The sequence below is a fragment of the Ferrovibrio sp. genome (genome assembly GCF_965278975.1).
GTDB lineage: Bacteria > Pseudomonadota > Alphaproteobacteria > Ferrovibrionales > Ferrovibrionaceae > Ferrovibrio.
This window is the reverse complement of sequence record NZ_OZ257126.1, coordinates 1,657,829-1,677,953: the sequence shown is the minus strand read 5'-3', so window position 1 is coordinate 1,677,953 and position 20,125 is coordinate 1,657,829. Positions and strand designations below refer to the sequence as shown.

At 65.0% G+C, this 20,125-nt stretch carries 18 protein-coding genes; 10 read left to right on the top strand and 8 right to left on the bottom strand.

The genetic code is table 11. The annotated features are described in order from the left end of the window. Positions 1-30: 30 nt before the first annotated feature. The gene (locus tag ACQY7X_RS08180; protein ID WP_428249409.1) at positions 31-1,914 is read left to right on the top strand and encodes a sigma 54-interacting transcriptional regulator; all 1,884 of its coding nucleotides are present in this window, start codon (positions 31-33) and stop codon (positions 1,912-1,914) included. Here the strand turns inward: ACQY7X_RS08180 and ACQY7X_RS08175 are convergent. Together ACQY7X_RS08175 and ACQY7X_RS08170 are read right to left on the bottom strand one after the other, a co-directional pair. Then, complete coding sequence (locus ACQY7X_RS08175; RefSeq protein ID WP_428249407.1) at positions 1,911-3,107, bottom strand: M20 aminoacylase family protein; 1,197 nt, start codon at positions 3,105-3,107, stop codon at positions 1,911-1,913. The two genes, ACQY7X_RS08180 and ACQY7X_RS08175, sit on opposite strands and share 4 nt — an antisense overlap. A gap of 105 nt (positions 3,108-3,212) precedes the next feature. Beyond that, positions 3,213-3,593 carry a DUF4189 domain-containing protein gene (locus ACQY7X_RS08170; protein ID WP_428249406.1) on the bottom strand — a complete coding sequence of 127 codons (381 nt, stop codon included), beginning with the start codon at positions 3,591-3,593 and terminating at the stop codon, positions 3,213-3,215. 228 nt (positions 3,594-3,821) lie between these two features. On the opposite strand from ACQY7X_RS08170, the gene ACQY7X_RS08165 reads away from it, so the two are divergent. Further along, the gene (locus tag ACQY7X_RS08165; protein WP_428249405.1) at positions 3,822-5,084 is read left to right on the top strand and encodes an MFS transporter; all 1,263 of its coding nucleotides are present in this window, start codon (positions 3,822-3,824) and stop codon (positions 5,082-5,084) included. A 34-nt stretch (positions 5,085-5,118) separates the two neighbouring features. Then, positions 5,119-6,141: a methionine synthase gene (locus ACQY7X_RS08160; protein ID WP_428249403.1), complete on the top strand. Its 1,023-nt coding sequence runs from the start codon at positions 5,119-5,121 to the stop codon at positions 6,139-6,141. A 137-nt stretch (positions 6,142-6,278) separates the two neighbouring features. Here the strand turns inward: ACQY7X_RS08160 and ACQY7X_RS08155 are convergent, their stop codons facing one another. Next, complete coding sequence (locus tag ACQY7X_RS08155) at positions 6,279-7,289, bottom strand: YeiH family protein (RefSeq protein WP_428249402.1); 1,011 nt, start codon at positions 7,287-7,289, stop codon at positions 6,279-6,281. Between the two features lie 84 nt (positions 7,290-7,373). Between ACQY7X_RS08155 and ACQY7X_RS08150 the strand changes: the two genes are divergently transcribed. Then, positions 7,374-8,279 carry a LysR family transcriptional regulator gene (locus ACQY7X_RS08150; protein WP_428249401.1) on the top strand — a complete coding sequence of 302 codons (906 nt, stop codon included), beginning with the start codon at positions 7,374-7,376 and terminating at the stop codon, positions 8,277-8,279. Positions 8,280-8,299: 20 nt separating this feature from the next. On the opposite strand, the gene ACQY7X_RS08145 is transcribed toward ACQY7X_RS08150, so the two are convergent. From ACQY7X_RS08145 to ACQY7X_RS08135, 3 genes are all read right to left on the bottom strand, one after another. Further along, positions 8,300-8,563: a response regulator transcription factor gene (locus tag ACQY7X_RS08145; RefSeq protein WP_428249400.1), complete on the bottom strand. Its 264-nt coding sequence runs from the start codon at positions 8,561-8,563 to the stop codon at positions 8,300-8,302. Between the two features lie 148 nt (positions 8,564-8,711). Beyond that, complete coding sequence (locus ACQY7X_RS08140) at positions 8,712-9,326, bottom strand: 2-hydroxychromene-2-carboxylate isomerase (protein ID WP_428249398.1); 615 nt, start codon at positions 9,324-9,326, stop codon at positions 8,712-8,714. Positions 9,327-9,349: 23 nt separating this feature from the next. Then, positions 9,350-10,663, bottom strand: a complete 1,314-nt coding sequence (locus tag ACQY7X_RS08135; RefSeq protein WP_428249397.1) for a deoxyguanosinetriphosphate triphosphohydrolase — start codon at positions 10,661-10,663, stop codon at positions 9,350-9,352. A 139-nt stretch (positions 10,664-10,802) separates the two neighbouring features. Between ACQY7X_RS08135 and ACQY7X_RS08130 the strand changes: the two genes are divergently transcribed. The 5 genes from ACQY7X_RS08130 to ACQY7X_RS08110 all read left to right on the top strand — a co-directional run bounded on the left by ACQY7X_RS08130 (position 10,803) and on the right by ACQY7X_RS08110 (position 16,394). After that, a complete protein-coding gene (locus ACQY7X_RS08130; RefSeq protein WP_428249396.1) occupies positions 10,803-12,569 on the top strand; it encodes a PAS domain-containing sensor histidine kinase in 1,767 nt (588 codons plus the stop codon). A gap of 69 nt (positions 12,570-12,638) precedes the next feature. Continuing rightward, positions 12,639-13,628, top strand: a complete 990-nt coding sequence (locus tag ACQY7X_RS08125; RefSeq protein WP_428249394.1) for a Bug family tripartite tricarboxylate transporter substrate binding protein — start codon at positions 12,639-12,641, stop codon at positions 13,626-13,628. A gap of 15 nt (positions 13,629-13,643) precedes the next feature. Then, positions 13,644-14,117 carry a tripartite tricarboxylate transporter TctB family protein gene (locus ACQY7X_RS08120; protein ID WP_428249393.1) on the top strand — a complete coding sequence of 158 codons (474 nt, stop codon included), beginning with the start codon at positions 13,644-13,646 and terminating at the stop codon, positions 14,115-14,117. After that, positions 14,117-15,598: a tripartite tricarboxylate transporter permease gene (locus ACQY7X_RS08115; protein ID WP_428249392.1), complete on the top strand. Its 1,482-nt coding sequence runs from the start codon at positions 14,117-14,119 to the stop codon at positions 15,596-15,598. The genes ACQY7X_RS08120 and ACQY7X_RS08115 overlap by 1 nt, the downstream gene beginning before the upstream one ends. A 349-nt stretch (positions 15,599-15,947) precedes the next feature. Beyond that, positions 15,948-16,394 carry a PaaI family thioesterase gene (locus ACQY7X_RS08110; RefSeq protein ID WP_428249391.1) on the top strand — a complete coding sequence of 149 codons (447 nt, stop codon included), beginning with the start codon at positions 15,948-15,950 and terminating at the stop codon, positions 16,392-16,394. Here ACQY7X_RS08110 and ACQY7X_RS08105 read toward each other — a convergent pair. Continuing rightward, positions 16,357-18,060 carry an alkaline phosphatase D family protein gene (locus ACQY7X_RS08105; RefSeq protein ID WP_428249389.1) on the bottom strand — a complete coding sequence of 568 codons (1,704 nt, stop codon included), beginning with the start codon at positions 18,058-18,060 and terminating at the stop codon, positions 16,357-16,359. The two genes, ACQY7X_RS08110 and ACQY7X_RS08105, sit on opposite strands and share 38 nt — an antisense overlap. Positions 18,061-18,210: 150 nt before the next feature. After that, positions 18,211-19,290 carry a hypothetical protein gene (locus ACQY7X_RS08100; protein WP_428249388.1) on the bottom strand — a complete coding sequence of 360 codons (1,080 nt, stop codon included), beginning with the start codon at positions 19,288-19,290 and terminating at the stop codon, positions 18,211-18,213. Between the two features lie 217 nt (positions 19,291-19,507). On the opposite strand from ACQY7X_RS08100, the gene ACQY7X_RS08095 reads away from it, so the two are divergent. Further along, entirely contained in the window at positions 19,508-20,104 is a 597-nt protein-coding gene (locus tag ACQY7X_RS08095; RefSeq protein WP_428249387.1) for a nitroreductase family protein, read from the top strand. Positions 20,105-20,125 lie beyond the last annotated feature (21 nt).

The window sequence follows — 20,125 nt, the reverse complement described above, 5'->3', positions numbered from 1 at the left end:
ATTTCGTTACTAATGAGAGGTTGCAGACCCTTGGCGAGCGAAATCCCGGAAATGTTTGGCGCGGTTTTCGAGCATTGCCCGGATGCCATGCTGGTGGTGGACCCCTATGCCGACCGGGTGCTGGATGCCAATCCCGCCGCCTGCCGCCTGCTGGGTTATGACCGTGCCGCTTTGCGCGGCAGTGCCGTGAGCGCGCTGCACCCGGACCAGGTACCGGCCCTGGTGGTGTTCAGCGAGGCGGTGCTGGCCCAGGGGCATTACTGGAGCGCCGACCTGCAACCGCGGCACGCCACCGGCGCGGCGCTGAAGGTGGAATATGCCGGCGCGGTCTTGAACGGCGAAAAGCCGGGCCTGCTGATCACCATCAGCGACCTGGAAGCGCGCCGCCGCCGCCAGGTGGACGAGGCAGCGGCGGGCTATGTGCGCGGCGGTTTGGCCGAGTGGCAGCGGGTGGAAAGGTTCTTCCGCGATGTCGAGCGCGAGAACCAGCTGATCCTGCGCGCCGCCGGTGAAGGCATCTACGGCGTCAATGCCGAGGGCAAGACCACCTTCGTCAATCCCGCCGCCGAGCGCATGCTGGGCTGGCCCGCCGAGGAACTGGTGGGCAAGGACATGCACACCATCGTGCATCACACCCGGCATGACGGCAGCCACTACCCGCATGAGGATTGCCCGATCTACGGCGCCTTCCGCGATGGCGCCGTGCATCAGGTGGATAACGAAGTGTTCTGGCATCGCTCGGGCCAGCCGGTCTGGGTGGAATACACCTCCACGCCGATCCGCGACCGTGGCGTGGTGGTGGGCGCGGTGATCGTGTTCCGCGATATCGGCCATCGCCGCGAGGCGGAAGAAAAGTTGCGCGCCGCCCTTGAGGAAGTGGATACGCTGCGCCGCAAGCTGGAACTGGAGAATGCCTACCTTCAGGAAGAAATCCGCCTTGAAGGCAATCATCGCGGCATCATCGGGCAATCCGCCGCCGTGCAGAACCTGCTGCGCCAGATTGAGCTGGTGGCGCCCACCGATGCCACGGTGCTGGTGACGGGCGAGAGCGGCACCGGCAAGGAGCTGATCGCGCGCGCCATTCACGAGGCGAGCAAACGCTCCGACCGGCCGCTGATCCGCGTCAACTGCGCGGCGATTCCGCGCGAGCTGTTCGAGAGTGAATTCTTCGGCCATGTGCGCGGCGCTTTCACCGGTGCGCTGCGCGACCGCGTCGGGCGGTTTGAACTGGCCGATGGCGGCACGCTGTTCCTGGATGAAGTGGGAGAGATTCCGCTGGAGCTGCAAGGCAAGCTGCTGCGCGTGTTGCAGGAAGGCCAGTTCGAGCGCGTGGGTGAGGAACGCACCCGGGCGGTGGCTGTGCGCGTGATCGCCGCCACCAACCGCGACCTGCGCCAGGAAGTGCGCCAGGGCCGCTTCCGCGAAGACCTGTATTTCCGCCTCAATGTGGTGCCGATCGAATCCGTGCCGCTGCGCGAGCGGCGCGAAGATATCGCGCTGCTGGCCTCGCATTTCCTGCGCGGCAATGCGCGCAAGCTCAAGACCAGCGACCTGCGCCTGACCGAAGGCGATATCCGCCGCCTGGAACGCTATGGCTGGCCAGGCAATGTGCGCGAGTTGGAAAACGTGATTGAGCGCGCCGCGATCCTGGCGCGCCAGGGCCGCCTGCGCCTGGACCTGCCCGATACCGCGGCGCCGGCCATGCCGGCAGCCATACCGCTGAAAAGCAACGCGCTGCTCACCGAAGCCGACCGCCGCGAGCGCGACCGGCATAACATCCTGGCCGCGCTGGAAGCCAGCAATGGCCGCGTTTTCGGCCCGGAAGGGGCGGCGGCGCGGCTGGACGTGAAGCCGACCACGCTGGCGTCACGCATCAAGGCGCTGGGTATCCGGTATGAGCGCGCGCAGCCTTAGCGCTGGCCGAGTTCTTCCGCGACGAGATTGACCCAGTAGGCAACGCCGGTGACCAAGGCCTGGTCGTTGAAGTCGTAATGTGGTGTGTGGACATAATGGCAGGAGCCATCTTCCACACTGCCGCCATTGCCCAAGAGAATATAGGCGCCGGGCTTCTTCTCCAGCATGAAGGCGAAGTCTTCAGCACCCGTGAGCCGCTCCACATCGCCATCGACATTGGCAGCACCCACGGTGGCTGCCGCCGCGCGCAAGGCGATATCGGTCTGCGCGTTGGCATTCACCAGCGGCGGATAACGCCGCAGGTAATGGTATTCCACACTGCAGCCATGGGCGGCAGCGATGCCCTGGGCGGCCTCGCCCAAACGGCGCTCCAGCAGGTCGCGGTCCGCCGGGGTGTAGCTGCGCGCGGTGCCGCGCACCGTCACTTCCGCCGGGATCACGTTCGGCGAGCCATAGGAGCCGGCGGCAATATGGCCAACGCTGAGCACGGCAGCATGCTGCGGCGAGACATTGCGGCCGATGATATTCTGCGTCGCGGTGACGAAGCTGGCCGCCGGCTGGGTCGGATCGGTGCCCATATGCGGCATGGCGCCATGGCCGCCGGTGCCACGGAACACCACCGTCCATGTATCGGAAGCCGCCATCATCGAACCGGGCCGGATGGCAAACTGGCCCAGCGGCAGGCCGGGAATATTGTGCATGCCGTAGACCGCATCGCAGGGGAACTGATCAAACAGGCCTTGCTCAATCATCACCCGCGCACCGCCCTCGCCTTCTTCGGCCGGCTGGAAGATGAAATGCAGCGTGCCGCTGAAATTGCGGTGTTCGGAAAGATAGCGCGCGGCGCCGAGCAGCATGGCGGTATGGCCGTCATGGCCGCAGGCATGCATCTTGCCCTTATGCACCGAGGCATAATCGAAGGTGTTGCGCTCCAGCAGGTTCAGCGCATCCATGTCGGCGCGCAGGCCGATGCTGCGGCTGCCCTCGTTACCGCTGCCGTGAAGCGTGCCGACCACGCCAGTCTTGGCCAGGCCGCGATGCACCGGGATGCCCCATTCGGTCAGCTTGGCAGCCACCAGATCGGCGGTGCGCACTTCCTCGAAGGCGGTTTCGGGATGCTTGTGGATGTCGCGGCGGATACGGATGAGGTCCGCCTCGATACCCTTGAGGCTGTTGAGGATATCCTGGGTCATGGCTGTATTCCGACTAAGGCTGGTTGCGACTAGAACAGCATTGCCCGGCCAGCAAGGCAAGCATCGCGGCCGGTCCGGGATTGACCAGCCGCGACTTCTTGAAGCTTATTCGCAGTCGGCGACCACCAGCTTGCAGCCGGCGCCGCAGCTTTCCAGTGCCGCCGCCGTGGCAACCGCCTTGCTGGCGCCCCAGCCGACGCCGTAATGCGCCTTCGAGGCGGCATAGGCGCCGCAGGTATCGAAGCGCACCGCCACCTTGCAGCCCTTGTTGCCGCTCTTGCGGCATTCGGCCATCGCCGCCGTGGCGGCTTCCTCGCGGCTGGAGCCGTAGCCGATGCCGTAGCCCACATCGGTCGGGTTCTCACCCTCCTCGTCGTCCACCGCGATGGCGCCGGCCGCCAGGGCCGTGGACAGGCTGGCCGGAGACAGCGCAAGCAGCGACGTGAACAGGACGATGGCGAGTGTCTGAGCGAAGCTTTTGAACATGATTTTTCCCCTCGTTTTTTGCGTTAAACCGCGAAGGGATAGTATGGGAAGCCGGTTACAAACGGAATGCCGGCACGGCATCGGCAGCGAAAATTCGCACCCGCGTCACCAACTCAGTATGTCAGGTCGCAGTGATACAATCTTAATACAATCCCGCGCTGGACTTTGGCGCTGCCCCGCGCCATTTTCGCGCCAGCCCGAGACCATAAAAAAACAAGCAGCCGACCGATGACCCAAACTTCTCATCAAAGCTCGCCGTTCCATCACCCGAGTCTGACCCGCGCCCAGAGCATCTGGATCCTGGCCGGCGCCGCCGTGATGCTGTCGCTGGCCATGGGCATGCGCCAGAGCCAGGGCCTGTTCATGCGTCCGATCGGCCAGGATCTCGGCGTCTCGGCCAGCGACTACGCTTTCGCGCTGGCCTTGCAGAATATCGTCTGGGGCGTGACCCAGCCTTTCGCCGGCGCCCTGGTCGACCGCTATGGCACACGCTGGACCTCCATCATCGGTGTGCTGATCTACGCGCTGGGCTTCATCCTCACCGCCTTTGCCACCGGGCCGCTGCAGATCATGCTGGGCGCCGGCGTGCTGATCGGCTTGGCTCTGTCCTGCACCAGTTCCGGCATCGCCGCCAAGGTGGCGGCCCGCGTGGTGCGGCCCGAGCGCCGCAGCCTGGCTTTCGGCCTGGTTTCCGCTGCCGGCTCGATCGGCACCTTCTTCTGCGCCCCGCTGGCGCAGAATGTGATCGTGGATTACGGCTGGCAGATCGCCACTTTCGTCTTTGTCGGCCTCGCCGCCGTGATGCTGCCCGCCGCCTTCATTGGCAGCCGTGCCGATGCCGTGCCGATGGATGCGCAGACCGGCCCCACCGAGACCCTGGGCCAGACGCTGGGCGAAGCCCGTCGCCATGGCGGCTATATCGTGATGGCCGTGGCCTTCTTCGTCTGCGGCCTGCAATTGGTGTTCATCACCACCCATCTGCCCACCTACCTCGCCGATTGCGGCGTCGATCCGATGGTGAGCGGCCAGGCGCTGGCGGTGATCGGCGCCTTCAACGTGTTCGGCTCCTGGCTGTTCGGCTGGCTTGGCGACCGCTATCCGAAGCGCACCCTGCTGGGCCTGATCTACCTGCTGCGCTCGTTTGCGCTGGCCGCCTATTTCATGATCCCGGCCAGCCAGGCGACAACATTGCTGTTCGCCGCCGTGATGGGCACGCTGTGGCTCGGTGTCATTCCGCTGGTCAACGGCCTGGTGGCGCAGATTTTCGGCATCCGCTTCCTCGCCACGCTGACCGGCATCGCCTTTTTCAGCCACCAGGTCGGCAGCTTCCTCGGCGCCTGGGGCGGCGGCGTGATCTACGACCTGCTCGGCTCCTATCAGCTCGCCTGGCAGCTTGCCGCCAGCATCGGCGCGGCCGCCGGCCTGATGCAGCTGTTCATGAATGACCGCCCGACACCGCGCATGCTGGCGGCGGCCCAAGCAGCAGAGTAAACTCACCCTCAAATCCGTTACGGGGAGAAACGCCATGCTGTTCCAGACCACCATCGCCGGCAGCCTGCCGAAGCCCGGCTGGCTTTCAGAGACCAACAAGCTGTGGCCGCAATGGCGTGCCGAGGGTGCCGATCTCGAAACCGCCAAGCGCGATGCCACCCTGATGTGGCTGAAGGAACAGGAAGACGCCGGGCTCGATATCGTCGGCGACGGCGAGATGAGCCGGCAGCATTTCGTGCATGGCTTCGTTGAGAACGTGGATGGCATCGACCGCCAGCACAAGGTGGAAATCGGCATCCGCGACAACCGCTACAAGGCGATGGTGCCGCGCGTCGTCGGCAAATTGCAGATGAAGGGCCGCGCCCATCCCTGGGAAGCACCGTTCCTGCGCGCCCACACCACGCGCAAGGTCAAGTTCACCCTGCCCGGCCCGATGACCATCATGGACACGGTGAAGGACGAGTTCTACGGCGACCGGGTAAAGACCGCGATGGCCTTCGCCGACCTGCTCAATGCCGAGGCGAAAGCCTTGCAGGCCGAGGGTGTGGACATCATCCAGTTCGACGAACCGGCCTTCAACGCCTACACGCGGCAGGCCGCCGATTGGGGCATCGATGCGCTGCACCGCGCCATGGATGGCCTTACCTGCACCACGGCGGTGCATATCTGCTACGGCTACGGCATCCAGGCCAATATCGAATGGAAGCGCATGCTGGGCAGCGAATGGCGCCAGTATGAGGATTTCTTCCCGGCCCTGGCCAAGAGCAAGCTGGATCAGGTGTCACTGGAATGCGCCAACTCGAAGGTGCCGCCAGACCTGATGGCGCTGCTCGATGGCAAGCAGGTGATGGTCGGCGTGATCGACGTGGCCACAGACACGGTGGAAACCCCGGAACAGATTCTCGCCACCATCGAGACGGCCTTGAAGTTCGTGCCCAAGGACAAGCTGCTGCCCGCCACCAATTGCGGCCTCGCCCCGCTCGACCGCAATGTCGCCGCCGCCAAGCTCAAGGCGCTCGGCGAAGGCGCCAAGCTGGCACGGGCCAAGTTCGGGTAGGGTTTTACCCCTTCCGTCATGGTCCGCGAAGGCGGACCATCCACGCGTTCTTTTTTTGCTACATGGAAAAATAACCCGTGGATGCCCTGCCTGCGCAGGGCATGACGATGAGTGAGGGATTCGCCAAGCCGGGATTTTTACCTGTACTCCACCCAGATCAACGCCAGCACCAGCAGCAGCAAAAAGACCGTTTCGCCGACCAGCAGCGCGATGGCGCGCGGGCCGACGGCGGCCACTGATTTCAGCGTGGTTTTCATGCCAAGGGCGGCAATGGCGATCACCAGGCACCAGCGCGAGGTGTTCTTTGCCGCTTCCAGCACCGGCGCCGGAATGATGCCAGTGGAGGTGATCAGCACCAGTACGGCGAAAGCAATCAGGAACCACGGCAAGGGTGGCTGCGCACCACTCTGTTTTGAAGCCGCGCCACGAAATACCAAAGTGAAAGCGAACACCACCGGCAGCAGCAGCGCGACGCGCAGCAGCTTGGTGAAAGTGGCGATAGTGCCGGTTTCCTCCGAGATCGAGAAACCGGCGCCGACCACCTGCGCCACATCATGGATTGTCGCGCCGATGAAAACGCCGGCGGCGGCATGATCCAGGCCGATCAGCTGCACGATCATCGGATACAGCACCATGGCGAAGGTGGACAGCGTGGTGACGCCGATGACGGTGAAGGCGGTATCGCGTTCGGCATTTTCGCCGCGCGGCAGCACGGCGGAAATCGCCAGCGCGGCTGATGCGCCGCAGATCGCGGTGGCGCCGCCGGTGAGCAGGCCGATGCGCTTGTCCAGCCCCAGCATGCGCGCCATCACCCAACCGCAGAGAATGGTGGCAATAACACCGATCAGCACGGTGATGATCGGGCGTGGCCCGAGGCTGATGATCTCGGTGAAGGTGATCTGGGTGCCAAGCAGGGCAATGGCGAAACGCAGCAGGCCGCGCGCGGCGAATTCGATGCCAGGGCCACAGCGGCCTTCCTGGCTGAGGAAATACAGCGCCATGCCAAGCAGCAGCGCGAACAGCATCACCGGGCCGCCGTAATGCTGGCTCAGGAAGGTGGCGGCAATCGCCACCACGCCCGCCGCCATCACGCCGGGAAACAGCAGCTTCACCCGCTGCTGCATATTGCTCATTGATACTGCGTTCATATCGCGCGTCCTGTCCGCGATTCACTTCCCCCTTGTTGTAGCCAAGCCGCGCCCGCGCCGCTATCGTCGGGCGCGAGGGGAAACATGACGCGTACTGAATTCGACTGGGACAATCTGCGCTATTTTCTCGCCGTCGCCCGCAGCGGGCGGCTGACGGCGGCGGCGCGCGGCTTAGGCCAGGACCATACCACGGTAAGCCGCCGTATCGCGGCGCTGGAAACCGCTTTCGGTTCGCCGCTGTTCGAGCGCCAGCCCCAGGGCTACCGGCTGACCAAGGCCGGCATGCAGCTGATGGCCTTCGCCGAGAGCATCGAGCGCACCACCATCCGCGCCGCCAAGGAATTATCCGGTGCCGCCGCCACCATTGCCGGCTCGGTGCGGGTGGGTGCGCCCGACGGCTTCGGCGGCAGCTTCCTCGGGCCGCGGCTTGGCCGCATCGTCGAGCGCCATCCCGACCTGCAGGTCGAGCTGATCGCCATGCCGCGCATCTTCAGCCTGTCGAAGCGCGAAGCCGATATCGCCATCGGCCTGGCCTGTCCGAAGGAAGGCCGGCTCTATGCCCGCAAGCTGACCGATTACCGCCTGCAGCTTTACGCCGCACCAAGCTATCTCGCCGCCCATGGCACACCTTCGAGCGCCGCCGAACTGCATCAGCATCGCCTGATCGGCTATGCTGATGAATATATCTTCAGCCCCGAACTGGATTACCTGCCGCTGATCTCCGCCGGGCTCAAGGCGCGCATCCGTTCGTCCAACCTGATCGCGCAGTTGAATGCCACGGCGGCGGGCGCCGGCATCTGCGTGCTGCCCTGCTTCATGGCGGCAGCCAATCCCGAACTGGTGCGGGTGCTGCCCGAGCAGGTGTCGCTGACGCGCACCTTCTGGCTGATCACCCATGCCGACCTGCATGACGTGGCCTGGGTGAAGGCGGCAGGCGACATCATCGCCGAGATGGTGCAGGCCGAGCGCGGCCTGTTCATGCCGGGCTAAAGCTAATAATCGCTAGATAATTAGAGCAGGCCGCCGGCCTTCGCGGCCGACAGGGCCTCGGCGCGGTTGGCAACGTTGAGCTTCTGGAACAGCGACTTGTTGTACCACTTCACGGTCTGTACCGAGAGCGCCAGGCGTTCGGCGATCTCGCGGTTGCCGAGGCCATGGCCGATCAGGCGCACGATCTGGATTTCGCGGATATGCAGCCGCGCCGCCAGGGGATTCACGGCAGGCCGCATTTCCATCATCGTCGCGCTCGCCGCGAGTGTTGCTGCTGCCTGCACCCTGCCCTCCCTGGTTTTTTATTGCCTGGGACTGATTGTGCCGCCGGTTTTACCGCAGGTATATGGGATTTTTTGCACAGCCACGGCGAGCAATTCCGCAGCCAATCCGGGGTAAAATCCCAATGAACCAATCAGTTACCTGGATTTATCAGGGTAAACTGCCGCCCTTGCGAGCCAATGCGCGGTCGAGGAAATCCAGCCGGTCCTGGCCCCAGAAGATTTCCCCGTCAAAGACATAGGAGGGCGCGCCGAAAACCTGGGCGGCAATCGCCTGCTCGGTGCCCTGGGTCAGCGCCGCCTTCGCGGCAGGCTGCTCTGCTAGTGCGAGGAGCGCGGCGCCATCCAGACCAGCCTCGGCGGCAATCTGCTTCAGGGTATCGGCATCGGCGATGTTGCGCTCTTCGGCCCAGGCGGCACGCATGATGGCATGGGCCAGCTTGATGGCATTCTGCCCGCCATCGCGGGCCGCGATCACCAGCCGCGCCGCCAGGCCATCGGGAGCGGGGAAATGCTTCGGCTGGAAATTGATCGGGACGCCGAGATAATCGCGCCAGCGCGCCAGTTCCATCAGGCGGTAGGCCTGGCGCTGCTTCGCGCGCTGCGCCAGCGGCAGGCCACCGCTGACCGGGAACACGCCGGCGGCTTCCATCGGGATGATCCGCACTTCAGCCTTGTGCTTGGCGGCGATGGCTTCCAGCCGCGCCGAGCCGAGATAGGCCCAGGGCGAGATCATGAAGGTGTAGTAGTCGATGCGGGCGGTCATCGGGCTTTCCTCTCGGGTGATGTTTATTGCAGGCCGCGCAGGCGCTGGAACTGTTTCAGGGCATAGGAGTCGGTCATGCCGCTGACGAAATCGGTGACGCTGAGCAGCCAGTGATAGCGCGGCGTGGCGGCATCGGGGCGCTGCGGCATCAGGCGCAGCAGGGCGCGATGGCGCGGCGCCAGACCGGCTTCGCCGCCGGCCTGTTCCAGCGCGAAATGCGCCGCCGAAAAGGCAGCCAGCAGCGTGATCAGGATTTCGCCGCCCATCACCTCGGTCTGGAACCGCTCGCGGGTCTCGAAGATGCGGGCGCGGCTGAATTGCGCAATCTCGGCCAGATGCGGCGCGGCGGCGGTATGCTGCAACAGGTCGCCCCGGAAGCCGCCGGCGAGAATATCCGGTTCGCGCTCCACAAACACCGCCACCGCCTGATCGATCAGCGCGCCGATGGCCTTGGCGCGCAGATAGGCGATGCGCCAGGGCTGGTCGGCGATTTCCGAATAGCGCGGCGGCAGGGTGGGCAGCAAAGCCTTCAGCCGGCTTTCGGCTTCCTCGAAGGTGATGCGGCCGAGCTTGTAGCCATCCTCGATATCCACCACCGAATAGCAGATGTCGTCTGCCGCCTCGACCAGATGGGTCAGCGGGTGGCGGGCATAAACCCCGGGGCGCAGTTCGGCCAGGCCGACTTCGCCAACGATCTCACGGAATGGCTCGGCCTCGGCCTGGAAGAAGCCGAATTTGCGCCGTGCCGGATCGGCCGCACTGGCGCCGAAGGGGTATTTCATGAAGGTGGCGAGCGTGGCGCAGGTTAGCCGCAGGCCGCCGGCATCGCGCCAGTTCTGCAACCGGGTCAGCACCCGGAAACCCTGGGCATTGCCCTCGAAATTGCACAGATCGGCGGCCTCCGCCGGCGCCAGCCCATCGAGATAGCGCGCGCCCTCGCCATCGCGGAACCAGTGCTGCACGGTGGCTTCGCCGAAATGGCCAAACGGCGGATTGCCGATATCATGGCCCAGACAGGCGGCGGCGACGATATGGCCGAATTCGGCGGCCGAGATGCCGTTCAGCTCGGCCCCCTCGCGGGCCACCACCACCTCGCCCACCTGCGCGCCCAGCGAGCGCCCGACCGAGGATACCTCCAGGGAATGGGTCAGCCGGTTGCGCACATAATCGCTCTCGGGCAGCGAATGGACCTGGGTCTTGTCCTGCAGCCGACGGAAGGCGGAACAGAACACCACACGGTCCCAATCCTTCTGAAACGGATTGCGTGCCGGTGTCACCGGCTCCGCGCCGCGATGGCCAAGCCGTTGAGCCGAAAGCAAATTGCGCCATTGCATCATGGCGTTACTCTGCCCGCGCGGCCCCGGCAGGGCAAGGCCTGCGCCCCCTGACGGCAGGCGCCGTTCACAAAAGCTTGCTTGTCGCCACCCCGGAAGCGTGGCCATAATCGGCCCATAAGTCTCCGGGGGAAGGCAATCCATGGGCCAGTATGGCGCATTGGCTGCGGCGTTAGTGACCTTGCTGATCGCGGCACTGTGCCTGCTGGTGCAGCTGCGGCTGCGGGAGAAACGCCCCCATCTCGCCTACTGGGCGGCGGCCCATGTGGCGCTGGCAATCAACTTCCTGCTGTTCGGCTATACCGACTGGCGCGGCAATCTGCTTTACGCCTTTGGCGTCGTGCTGATGCAGCAGAGCTTCGCCGTGCTGCTGGCCTTCGGCATCCGCCACCATCTCAACCTGCCGTCCAATATCGCCGCGGCCACGGCGCTCAGCGGCGCCATCACCGCAGCGGTGGTGTCGCTGATGGTGATCTACCCTGCCGTCTTTTTTGCCGCGCCCGGCATCGCCCTGCTGCTGGTGCAGCTATATGGCGGCGCGCTGCTGCTCATCCATCGCCGCAGCGTACTCTATATCGGCCTTGGCCTGCTGCTGATCCTGCGCTCGCTGAACACGCTGATCTATGTCGCAGTGGCGCAGCAGCAGGGCGGCCCGCCGACGGCAAAATGGCCGTTCATCATCTCGCTGCTGGTCAACCTGGCCACCGGCATCGGCCTGGTGCTGCTGGAATTCGATGATGCCCACCGCGCCATGACCGAGAGCGCGCGCGCCAAGGATGATGCCCTGGCCCTGGTGCAGGCGGTGATCGACACGGTACAGGCCGTGGTGCATTACAAGGACCGCGATCTGCGCTACCAGCTGATCAACCGCCGCAGCCGCCAGGTGCTGGGCTATGGCGATGCGCCGATTGTCGGCAAGAAACTATCCGAAATCGGACCGCCCGACCTGGCCTTGCCGATCGAGCGCGGTGACCGCGCCGTGCTGTTCAACAAGGATGTGGTGATCGACCAGGAATGGCACTGGCGCGATGCCGATACCGGCAAGCAGAAAATCTACTGGCTGAGCAAATCGGTGGTGCGCGATTCCGCCAGTGAACCGATGGGTGTGGTGACGGCGGCGATCGACATCACGGCGCTGAAGGAAACCGAACGCCGCCTGATCCAGGAGCGCGAGGCGGCGGAACGCGCCAACAAGGCCAAGAGCCAGTTCCTGGCCAATATGAGCCATGAATTGCGCACGCCGCTGAACGCCATCCTGGGTTTTTCCGAAATGCTGGATGCCGGCTATCTCGGGCCGATGACGCCGCGCCAGCAGGAATATGTCACCAATATCCATCGCTCCGGCCAGCATCTGCTGAAACTGGTCAACGACATCCTGGACCTGTCCAAGATCGATGCCGGCAAGATGATCTTCGCGCCGGAGCGGCTGGAGCTTGATGCGCTGATGGCGGAAGCAGTGGCGATGGTGGCACCGGCGGCACAAAGCGAGAGCGTTACCCTGACGCATCTGCCCGGCAAGCATCCGGTCTATGCCGACCGCCGCGCACTGACCCAGGTGTTGCTCAATCTCTTAAGCAATGCCGTGAAGTTCAACCGCCCTGGCGGCAATGTCACGCTGCGCTGCGACCAGCAGGATGGCCAGGTGACGGTAACGGTGGCCGATACCGGCTTCGGCATGAGCGAGCAGGAAATCGCCCATGCCTTCGAACCCTTCCAGCGCGGCGACGCGCATAAGGCACGCTTCAAGGGCGGCACCGGCCTGGGCCTGGCGATCAGCCGCAATCTGGTGGAACTGCAAGGCGGACATTTTACCCTGGAAAGCCGCCAAGGCAGCGGCACAACGGTGCGCTTCAGCTTTCCGTCGCTGGAAACCAGCGGTCTGCTTGCATCCGGCATGGGCGCGGATTAGGCTCCGCTCATTCGCGCCAACATCCCATAAATATTGGATAAACGGGCGCTCCAGGGGAGAAACAGAACCATGCCGTTCACCATTTCGCGCCGTCAGTTTGTCTCCACCTCGCTGGCGCTTGGCGCCGGTACCGCGCTCGGCGGCCTGCCCGCCATGCCGGCGCGCGCCCAAGGCATCGACAATCTGAAACTGTTCGTGCCGGCCAATCCCGGCGGCGGCTGGGACCAGACCGCGCGCAGCATCGAGCAGGCGCTCAAGGCCGGCAACATGATCAAGGGCGCGCAGGTGACCAATGTCGGCGGCGCTGGTGGCGCGGTCGGCCTGCCGCAATTCGTCAACCAGTGGAAAGGCCAGGGCAACGCGCTGATGGTTGCCGGCATGGTGATGGTGGGCGCGCTGATCACCAACAAGTCGCCGGTGAGCATGACGCAGACGGTGCCGATTGCCCGCCTCACCGGTGAATTCGAAGTGGTGGTGGTGCCGGCGACCTCGCCGATCAAGTCGATGGCCGATCTCGCCGCCGCCTTCAAGGCCGATCCGGCCAAGGTTTCCTGGGCCGGCGGCTCGGCCGGCGGCACCGATCACATCCTCGCCGGCATGATCGCCAAGGCGGTGGGCGGCGACCCGAAGAAGGTGGCTTATGTCGCCTATGCCGGTGGCGGCCCGGCCCAGGCGGCCCTGCTGGGCGCGCAGGTGACCTGCGGCGTTTCCGGCTATGGCGAATTCGCCGAGCAGATCAAGGCCGGCAAGCTGCGCGCGCTGGGCATCTCGGCAGACAAGCGCCAGGCCGGCATCGATATCCCGACCATCAAGGAGCAGGGCATCGATGTGGAGCTGTTCAACTGGCGCGGCGTGTTCGCGCCTCCGGGCGTGAAGGATGCCGACCGCGCGGCGATGATCGAACTGATGCGCAAGATGAATCAGTCGCCGGCCTGGAAGGAACAGCTGACCGCGCGCGACTGGACCGACATCTTCCTCGCCGGTGACGACTATGCCAAGTACATCACCAGCGAGATCGCCCGCATCGGCGATATCCTCAAGGAGCTGGGCCTCGGCTAAGCAGGAGGTGCTGTTATGCAGCGGCTGCTGAAAGCGGAAAGTCTGGTCGCCATCGGCGTGTTGGGTTTAAGCGCCGTATCCTTCGACCAGACACGGCGCATCCCGGTATCGCCGGCCTATGCCCAGGTCGGCCCTACCGTGATGGCCTATGCCGCCAGCCTCCTGCTGCTGGGCCTGGGCATCGCGCTGCTGGTGGAAGCCTGGCGCGGCAACTGGGTGACGCCCGAGGAAGAGAACGTGCCGCTGCAATGGCGTGCCGTGCTCTGGCTCGGTCTCGGCCTGGTGGCGAATGCGGCGCTGATCGACTGGCTCGGCTTCATCATTGCCTCAACGCTGCTGTTCTTCTGCACCGCACGCGCCTTCGGCAGCCGGCGCCCGCTGATTGATTGCGCCATCGGTGCCAGCTTCGCGGCGATTGCCTATTTCGGCTTCGCCCGCGCGCTCGGCATCAATATCGGCATCGGCTCGCTGTGGGAGAATTTCCTCTGATGGATACGCTGGCGCTCCTGATGCATGGCTTCGGCGTTGCCTTGCAGCCGATGAATCTTCTCTGGGCCCTGGTCGGTGTCACGCTCGGCACCGCCGTCGGCGTGCTGCCGGGCTTAGGGCCGGCGCTCACCATCGCCCTGCTGCTGCCGATCACGTTTCATGTGCCGGCCACCGCCGCCTTCATTCTCTTCGCCGGCATCTATTACGGCGCCATGTATGGCGGCTCCACCACCTCGATCCTGCTCAATACGCCCGGCGAAAGCGCCACCATCATCACGGCACTCGAAGGCCACAAGATGGCCAAGAAGGGCCGCGCCGCCGCGGCGCTTGCCACCTCGGCCATCGGCAGCTTCGTCGCCGGCACCATCGGCACATTGGGGCTGACTTTCCTGGCGCCGCCGCTGGTGGAGTTCGCGCTGAAATTCGGACCGGCGGATTATTTCTCGCTGATGATCGTGGCCTTCATCGCGGTTTCGGCCGTGCTTGGCGCGTCGGTGCTGCGCGGCCTCACCTCTTTGGCGCTTGGTATTCTTCTGGGCCTGATCGGCATCGATCTGCAGACCGGCCAGGCGCGCTTCACCTTCGGTATTCTCGAACTGCTCGATGGCATCAATGTCATCGTCGTCGCGGTCGGCCTGTTCGCGGTCGGCGAGACGCTGTATCTCGCCGCGCGGCCGCTGGTGAAGGATGAAGACGCCCTGCAGCTCAAGGGCCGCGCCTGGATGACCAAGGAAGACTGGAAGCGATCCTGGAAGCCATGGCTGCGCGGCTCCTTCATCGGCTTTCCGTTCGGCGCCTTGCCGGCGGGTGGCGCCGAGGTGCCGACCTTCCTGAGCTATTACACCGAGAAAAAACTCTCCAAGCACCCGGAAGAATTCGGCCAGGGCGCCATCGAGGGCGTGGCCGGACCGGAAGCGGCGAACAACGCCTCGGCGGCCGGCGTGCTGGTACCGATGCTGGCGCTCGGCCTGCCGACCTCGGCCACCGCCGCGATCATGCTCTCAGCCTTCACCAGCTATGGCATCAACCCGGGGCCGCTGCTGCTGCAAAGCCAGCCCGAACTGGTCTGGGGCCTGATCGCCTCGCTCTATGTCGGCAACGTCATCCTGCTGGTGCTGAACCTGCCGCTGGTCGGCCTGTGGGCCAAGATCCTCACCATCCCGACGCCTTGGCTCTATGGCGGCATCCTGGTGTTCGCCACCATCGGCACCTATGGCATCAGCCAGTCGGCGGTGGACCTGATCCTGCTCTACGTCATCGGCTTCATCGGCTACCTGATGCGGCGTTTCGACTTCCCTGCGGCACCCACCATCATCGGCATGATCCTGGGACCGTTCGCCGAGCAGGAATTCCGCCGCGCCATGACGATTTCCGGCGGCGACATGAGCGTTTTCCTCACCCGTCCGCTCTCCGCCAGCCTGCTTATTATCGCCGCCGCCCTGCTGCTGCTGCCGCCATTGCTGCGGATGATCAGGAAGTAAACGGCGGAAATCCAACATTTACGGGCGTTATTGACCCCAATAGAGGGCGAATAACGGCCTGAATCTGCCTGGACCCTGTCTTGTTACGATTCGTGATCACCGTCACGGCGCCAGAGACAGTTCGCCCCTATATTCAAATCATCAAGAGATTGGCGGGTGCGCTCGCGTTCCCCCCCCCCCGCTTCAGCCCCGTCCCCCCCTCGGTCCGCTGAAGTCAGCGCCCCGCCAATCGTCTTGATCGAGTTTATTCCTCCCCCACTTGAAAGGGCGGCGCATTGCAGAGGCGCCGCCCTTTTTCTTTACCGCCGCCGATACTTTACAAGCGCTGTGCCGGCGGCAACAAAGGCATATGCCTCGTCATCACCCTCAGCCAGACCCGATTCCGCCCGGCTTCAAGCGCGCGGTGCCGGTTTCCACCTATTTCGCCGCTCTTGGCAAATTCTATGTGCGCGAGACGCCAGGCCAGCCGCCGGTCTGGGGCATTCATGTGCGCCACAAGCATGGCAACCGCTACGGCACCGGCCATGGCGGCTTCATCGCCACCCTGGCCGATACCCATATGGCCGGCTTCGTGCACCATAACTTCCCCGGCCTGCGCGTGGTGACCACCGACCTGAAAGTGAAATACATCCGGCCGGCCTATCACGGCTCCTGGCTGGAAGGGCATCAGGTGGAAGTGAAGCGCGAGGGCGATTACGGCCTGGTGGTGTGTGACCTGATCGCGCGCGGTGAACTGGTGGCGCGCTGCACCGGGCGCTTCAAATTAAGCCTGAAGACTGAACCGCCACTACTTTAGAGTTGAGCATGACACCCCGGGCATCGGCGCCGGCGGTAAGGCTGCTCTCGGTCGATGCCTTGGCATCGCGGCGGCGGATACTGTCGAACAGATGCCAGGTGGCGCGTGCGGTTTCACGCGAAACCGTCAGGCTCATATAACCGCGATGCGCGGTATCGCACCACACCATATCTGGGTTGGCGCCACGCATGGCGGCGGCAACGGCAGCCGGTGCAATCGGTATGCTGGTTTCCAGCCCCGGTGAGCAGACTCCGGGCGTGCCGAACTCGGCCACATGGCGGCCTTGTACCTTGTGATCATAGGCCCAGGCGTTATGCGTATCGCCGGCGAGCAGCACGGCATGCTGGCCGGGCCGCGCCAGACTGCCGAGGAAACGCGTGCGTGCCGCCATATAGCCAGGCCAGGAATCGGGCTGCGTGGTGAGGCCCTGGGCGGCGATCAGCGGCCGGCGCTCAAGCCCCAGGCGCAAAGCGGCAGAAGCCTCGGGCGGCAGCATGCCGGCGAGCTGCGGCGGCGTCGGGCGGTCGCCGACCAATACCTGCTGCGCCACGATCTGCCAGCGCGCACCGCGCGCGGCCGATTGCGCCAGCGCGGCATCGAGCCAGGCTTCCTGCGCCGGTCCCAGCATCTGGCGCGCGGGATCATGCAGTTGCTGGCGATAGCGCTGCATGGCGCGGGCATACTCGGCTGAGTCCGGCGCGGCATTGTAGAGTTCGCGCGGCGCCGAGACCTGACGGTCGCGGCCGATCAGGCGCGTATCGAGCAGGATCAGATCGGCAAGCTGGCCGAGCTTCACCTGGCGGTAGAGCAGATCGGCATCGCGTATCGGCAGCCATTCGTAATAGGCCTGGCGCGCGGCATCGCGGCGCACCTCCCAGGGGCCTTCATTGGCCTGGTGATTCTGCGCGCCATGCATCCAGGTATCGTTGGCGAATTCATGGTCATCCCAGATCGCCATCATAGCGTGGCGTGCATGCAGCGCCTGCAGATCCGGATCGGCGCGGTAGAAGGCATAGCGGCGGCGGTAATCCGCCAACGCGATGATCTCATGCGGCGGATCCAGCGCATCGCGCCCCGGCGGGCGCTGTGCCGCATTGGGATAGACGCCGAAATTATGCTCGTAGATGTAATCACCGAGATGCAGCAGCAGGTCGATATCGTCGCGCGCGGCGGCATGGGCATAAGCGTTGAAATAGCCGAAGCCGATATTGGCGCAGGCGAAGACCGCCAAGGTCATGGCGCGCTCGCCACTTTGCGGCCCAGGCAATGGCCCAGGCGACGGCAGCGTGCGACCACGGCCAGTCACCGACATCTGCCCATCCGGCGCGCGGAAGCGGTAATACACCAGGCTGTCGGCAGGCAGACCACCCGCCACGGCTTTCGCGCAATGATCGCGCGCGGCACTGGCTTCCACCTTGCCGCTGGCGAGCAGTTTGCTGAAACCGGCATCAGCAGCCACCTGCCAATCCAGCGTTACGCTGCCGCCATCATCAGGCAGGTAGCGCGTCCACAGCAGCAGGCTCTGCGCATCGGGATCGCCACTCGCCACGCCATGGCTGAAACGGCCGCGCGCGTTGCTGCCGACCGCGCAGGCGGAGGCCAGCGGTGCAATCAGGGCGGTGCGGAAGAATTGCCGCCGGCTCACCGGCAGGGGCGTAGTCTGCATGGCGCAATGATGCGCCCGGCCTCATGCGCCGCGCAACCGGCTTTATCGGATGGTTATTGCCCGCCTGGCGGCCCAGTCTTTGCCTTACGCCTAGCGGCCATGTGCTTTGCGCCTGGCGGCGGGGGCCTGGAATACTGCCCCCGCACCGCGTTAGCGGCGCGGGCCGGGAATACTGATGGTCGGCAGCGGCAGATCGTTGCTGGGCGCCAGGGAGGTGGTGGCGCCCGCCGGCATCACGCCGCCATTGCGGCTGCGGCTATAGTCGCTGCCGGGGCCAACACGATCATTGCTGGAGCGCAGATCGGAAGCCGGCGCGCTGGGATTGCCGGCCGGCACATCGGAGGATGGCGGCACCGCCACCACGACATGGCAGGTCCAGGCCTGACCCCCGGCGCTTTCAAGCTGGATGGTGTCGCCGAAACGTGTTGCTGCCCAGCCACGGCCGAGGAATTCGTAGCGGCCATCAGGCGGCTGGCGCAGCAGCGGCGCCGGCGCACGGCCTTCCTGTTCCACGATCAGCGAATCCGCCGGGCGGCTGCCGATCATGGTCGGTGCGCCAAGCACCACACGCAAACCTTCGGCACAGCGGAAAGCGACTTCGCCCGGACGCGTGCGTTCCTGCGGCGGCGCTGGCGGTGCCGGCGGCACCACCGGACGCACCGCCTGGCGGCTGAAACTGGTCATGCCGCCGCGTTCGGTCCAGCCCGGCTTGGTAGCGGCAAGCCGCTCCAATGCCGCGCGCGCCTGCGCCATGGCGGCCTGAATCTCCGGCTCGTCCGGCTCGGTGTCGATGCCATCGACCTGCTTGCGGCCGCCGACATAGCGGCCTTCGGAATTGAATTTCAGGCTCAGCGTGATCTTGCGGTAGCCATCGGCGACCCCGGCCTGGCCGGCCACGCGGCGGCTCTGCTCGCCGTAATGCATCAGGTTGCCGCGATGGAAATCGAACACCACGTTGGCATCGCCATGCTGGCCGAAATGGCGCCACTCGACGATGCGCGCCGGGCGGCCATCTTCCACCATGGCTTCCCATTCGGCATTGAGCTCACCGGCAGCATATTTGCCGCGCACGGTCAGCGGCGCGTTTTCGCCGGCTTCGGTTTCGTCCTGCGCGTCTGCGGGCGGCGCCAAGTTTTGCGCATATACCGGGGCAACGCCCAGCAGGCCAGCCATCAAGGCCGGCGCCAGCAGGGTCGCCAGTATGCCAAAAGTTATCCGTTCGATCCGCATTTACGGCCTCCTTGGTCCGCTGCGTCCTGATCCTTAATAAAGGGCACGATCTGGGCAGGAATAGGGCAATCGGACTTTCGCCGGATATATCAAGCAGACCAGCGGTTTATTCATGGTTAACGACAGCACTTCTGATGGTTCCGGGGCCTTGGCCGGGCACGCGCGCCACGCTTAAAGTAGATAACCCCGTTCCATCAACCCGTCCAAGGGGGCTCCCATGACCCAAGCCAACAGCCGCACCGCCGATTATCCCGTAGACCCGATCTTCCTCAGGCGCTATTCGCCGCGCGCCTTCACCGGCGAAGCGATCCCGGTGCCGGAGCTGATGACCCTGTTCGAAGCCGCGCGCTGGGCGCCTTCGGCCTATAATTCGCAGCCCTGGCGGCTGTTCTATGCCCGCCGCGACACATCGCACTGGCCGCTCTTCCTTGGCCTGCTCAACGAGCATAATCAGACCTGGGCGAAGAATGCCGCCGCCATCGTGGTGGTGGCTTCCAAGCCGACCTTCACGCCGCCCCAGGGCGGCGAGGTGATGACCTCGAAAACGCCGAGCTACGATACGGGCGCCGCCTGGGCCAACCTGGCCCTGCAGGCGACGATGATGAACTGGATCGCCCATGGCATCGTCGGCTTCGATCTGGTGCGCGCCGGCACCGATCTGAAGCTGCCCGCCGATTGGCGGGTCGAAGCCGGCATCGTGATCGGCCGCCTCGGCGACAAGTCGATCCTGCCGGAAGCACTGGCTGCCCGCGAAGGCCCGAATGGCCGCCGCCCCTTGAGCGAAACCGCCTTCGAGGGCGGCTGGGCGGGCTAACAGGAAATGGGATACCGGCTT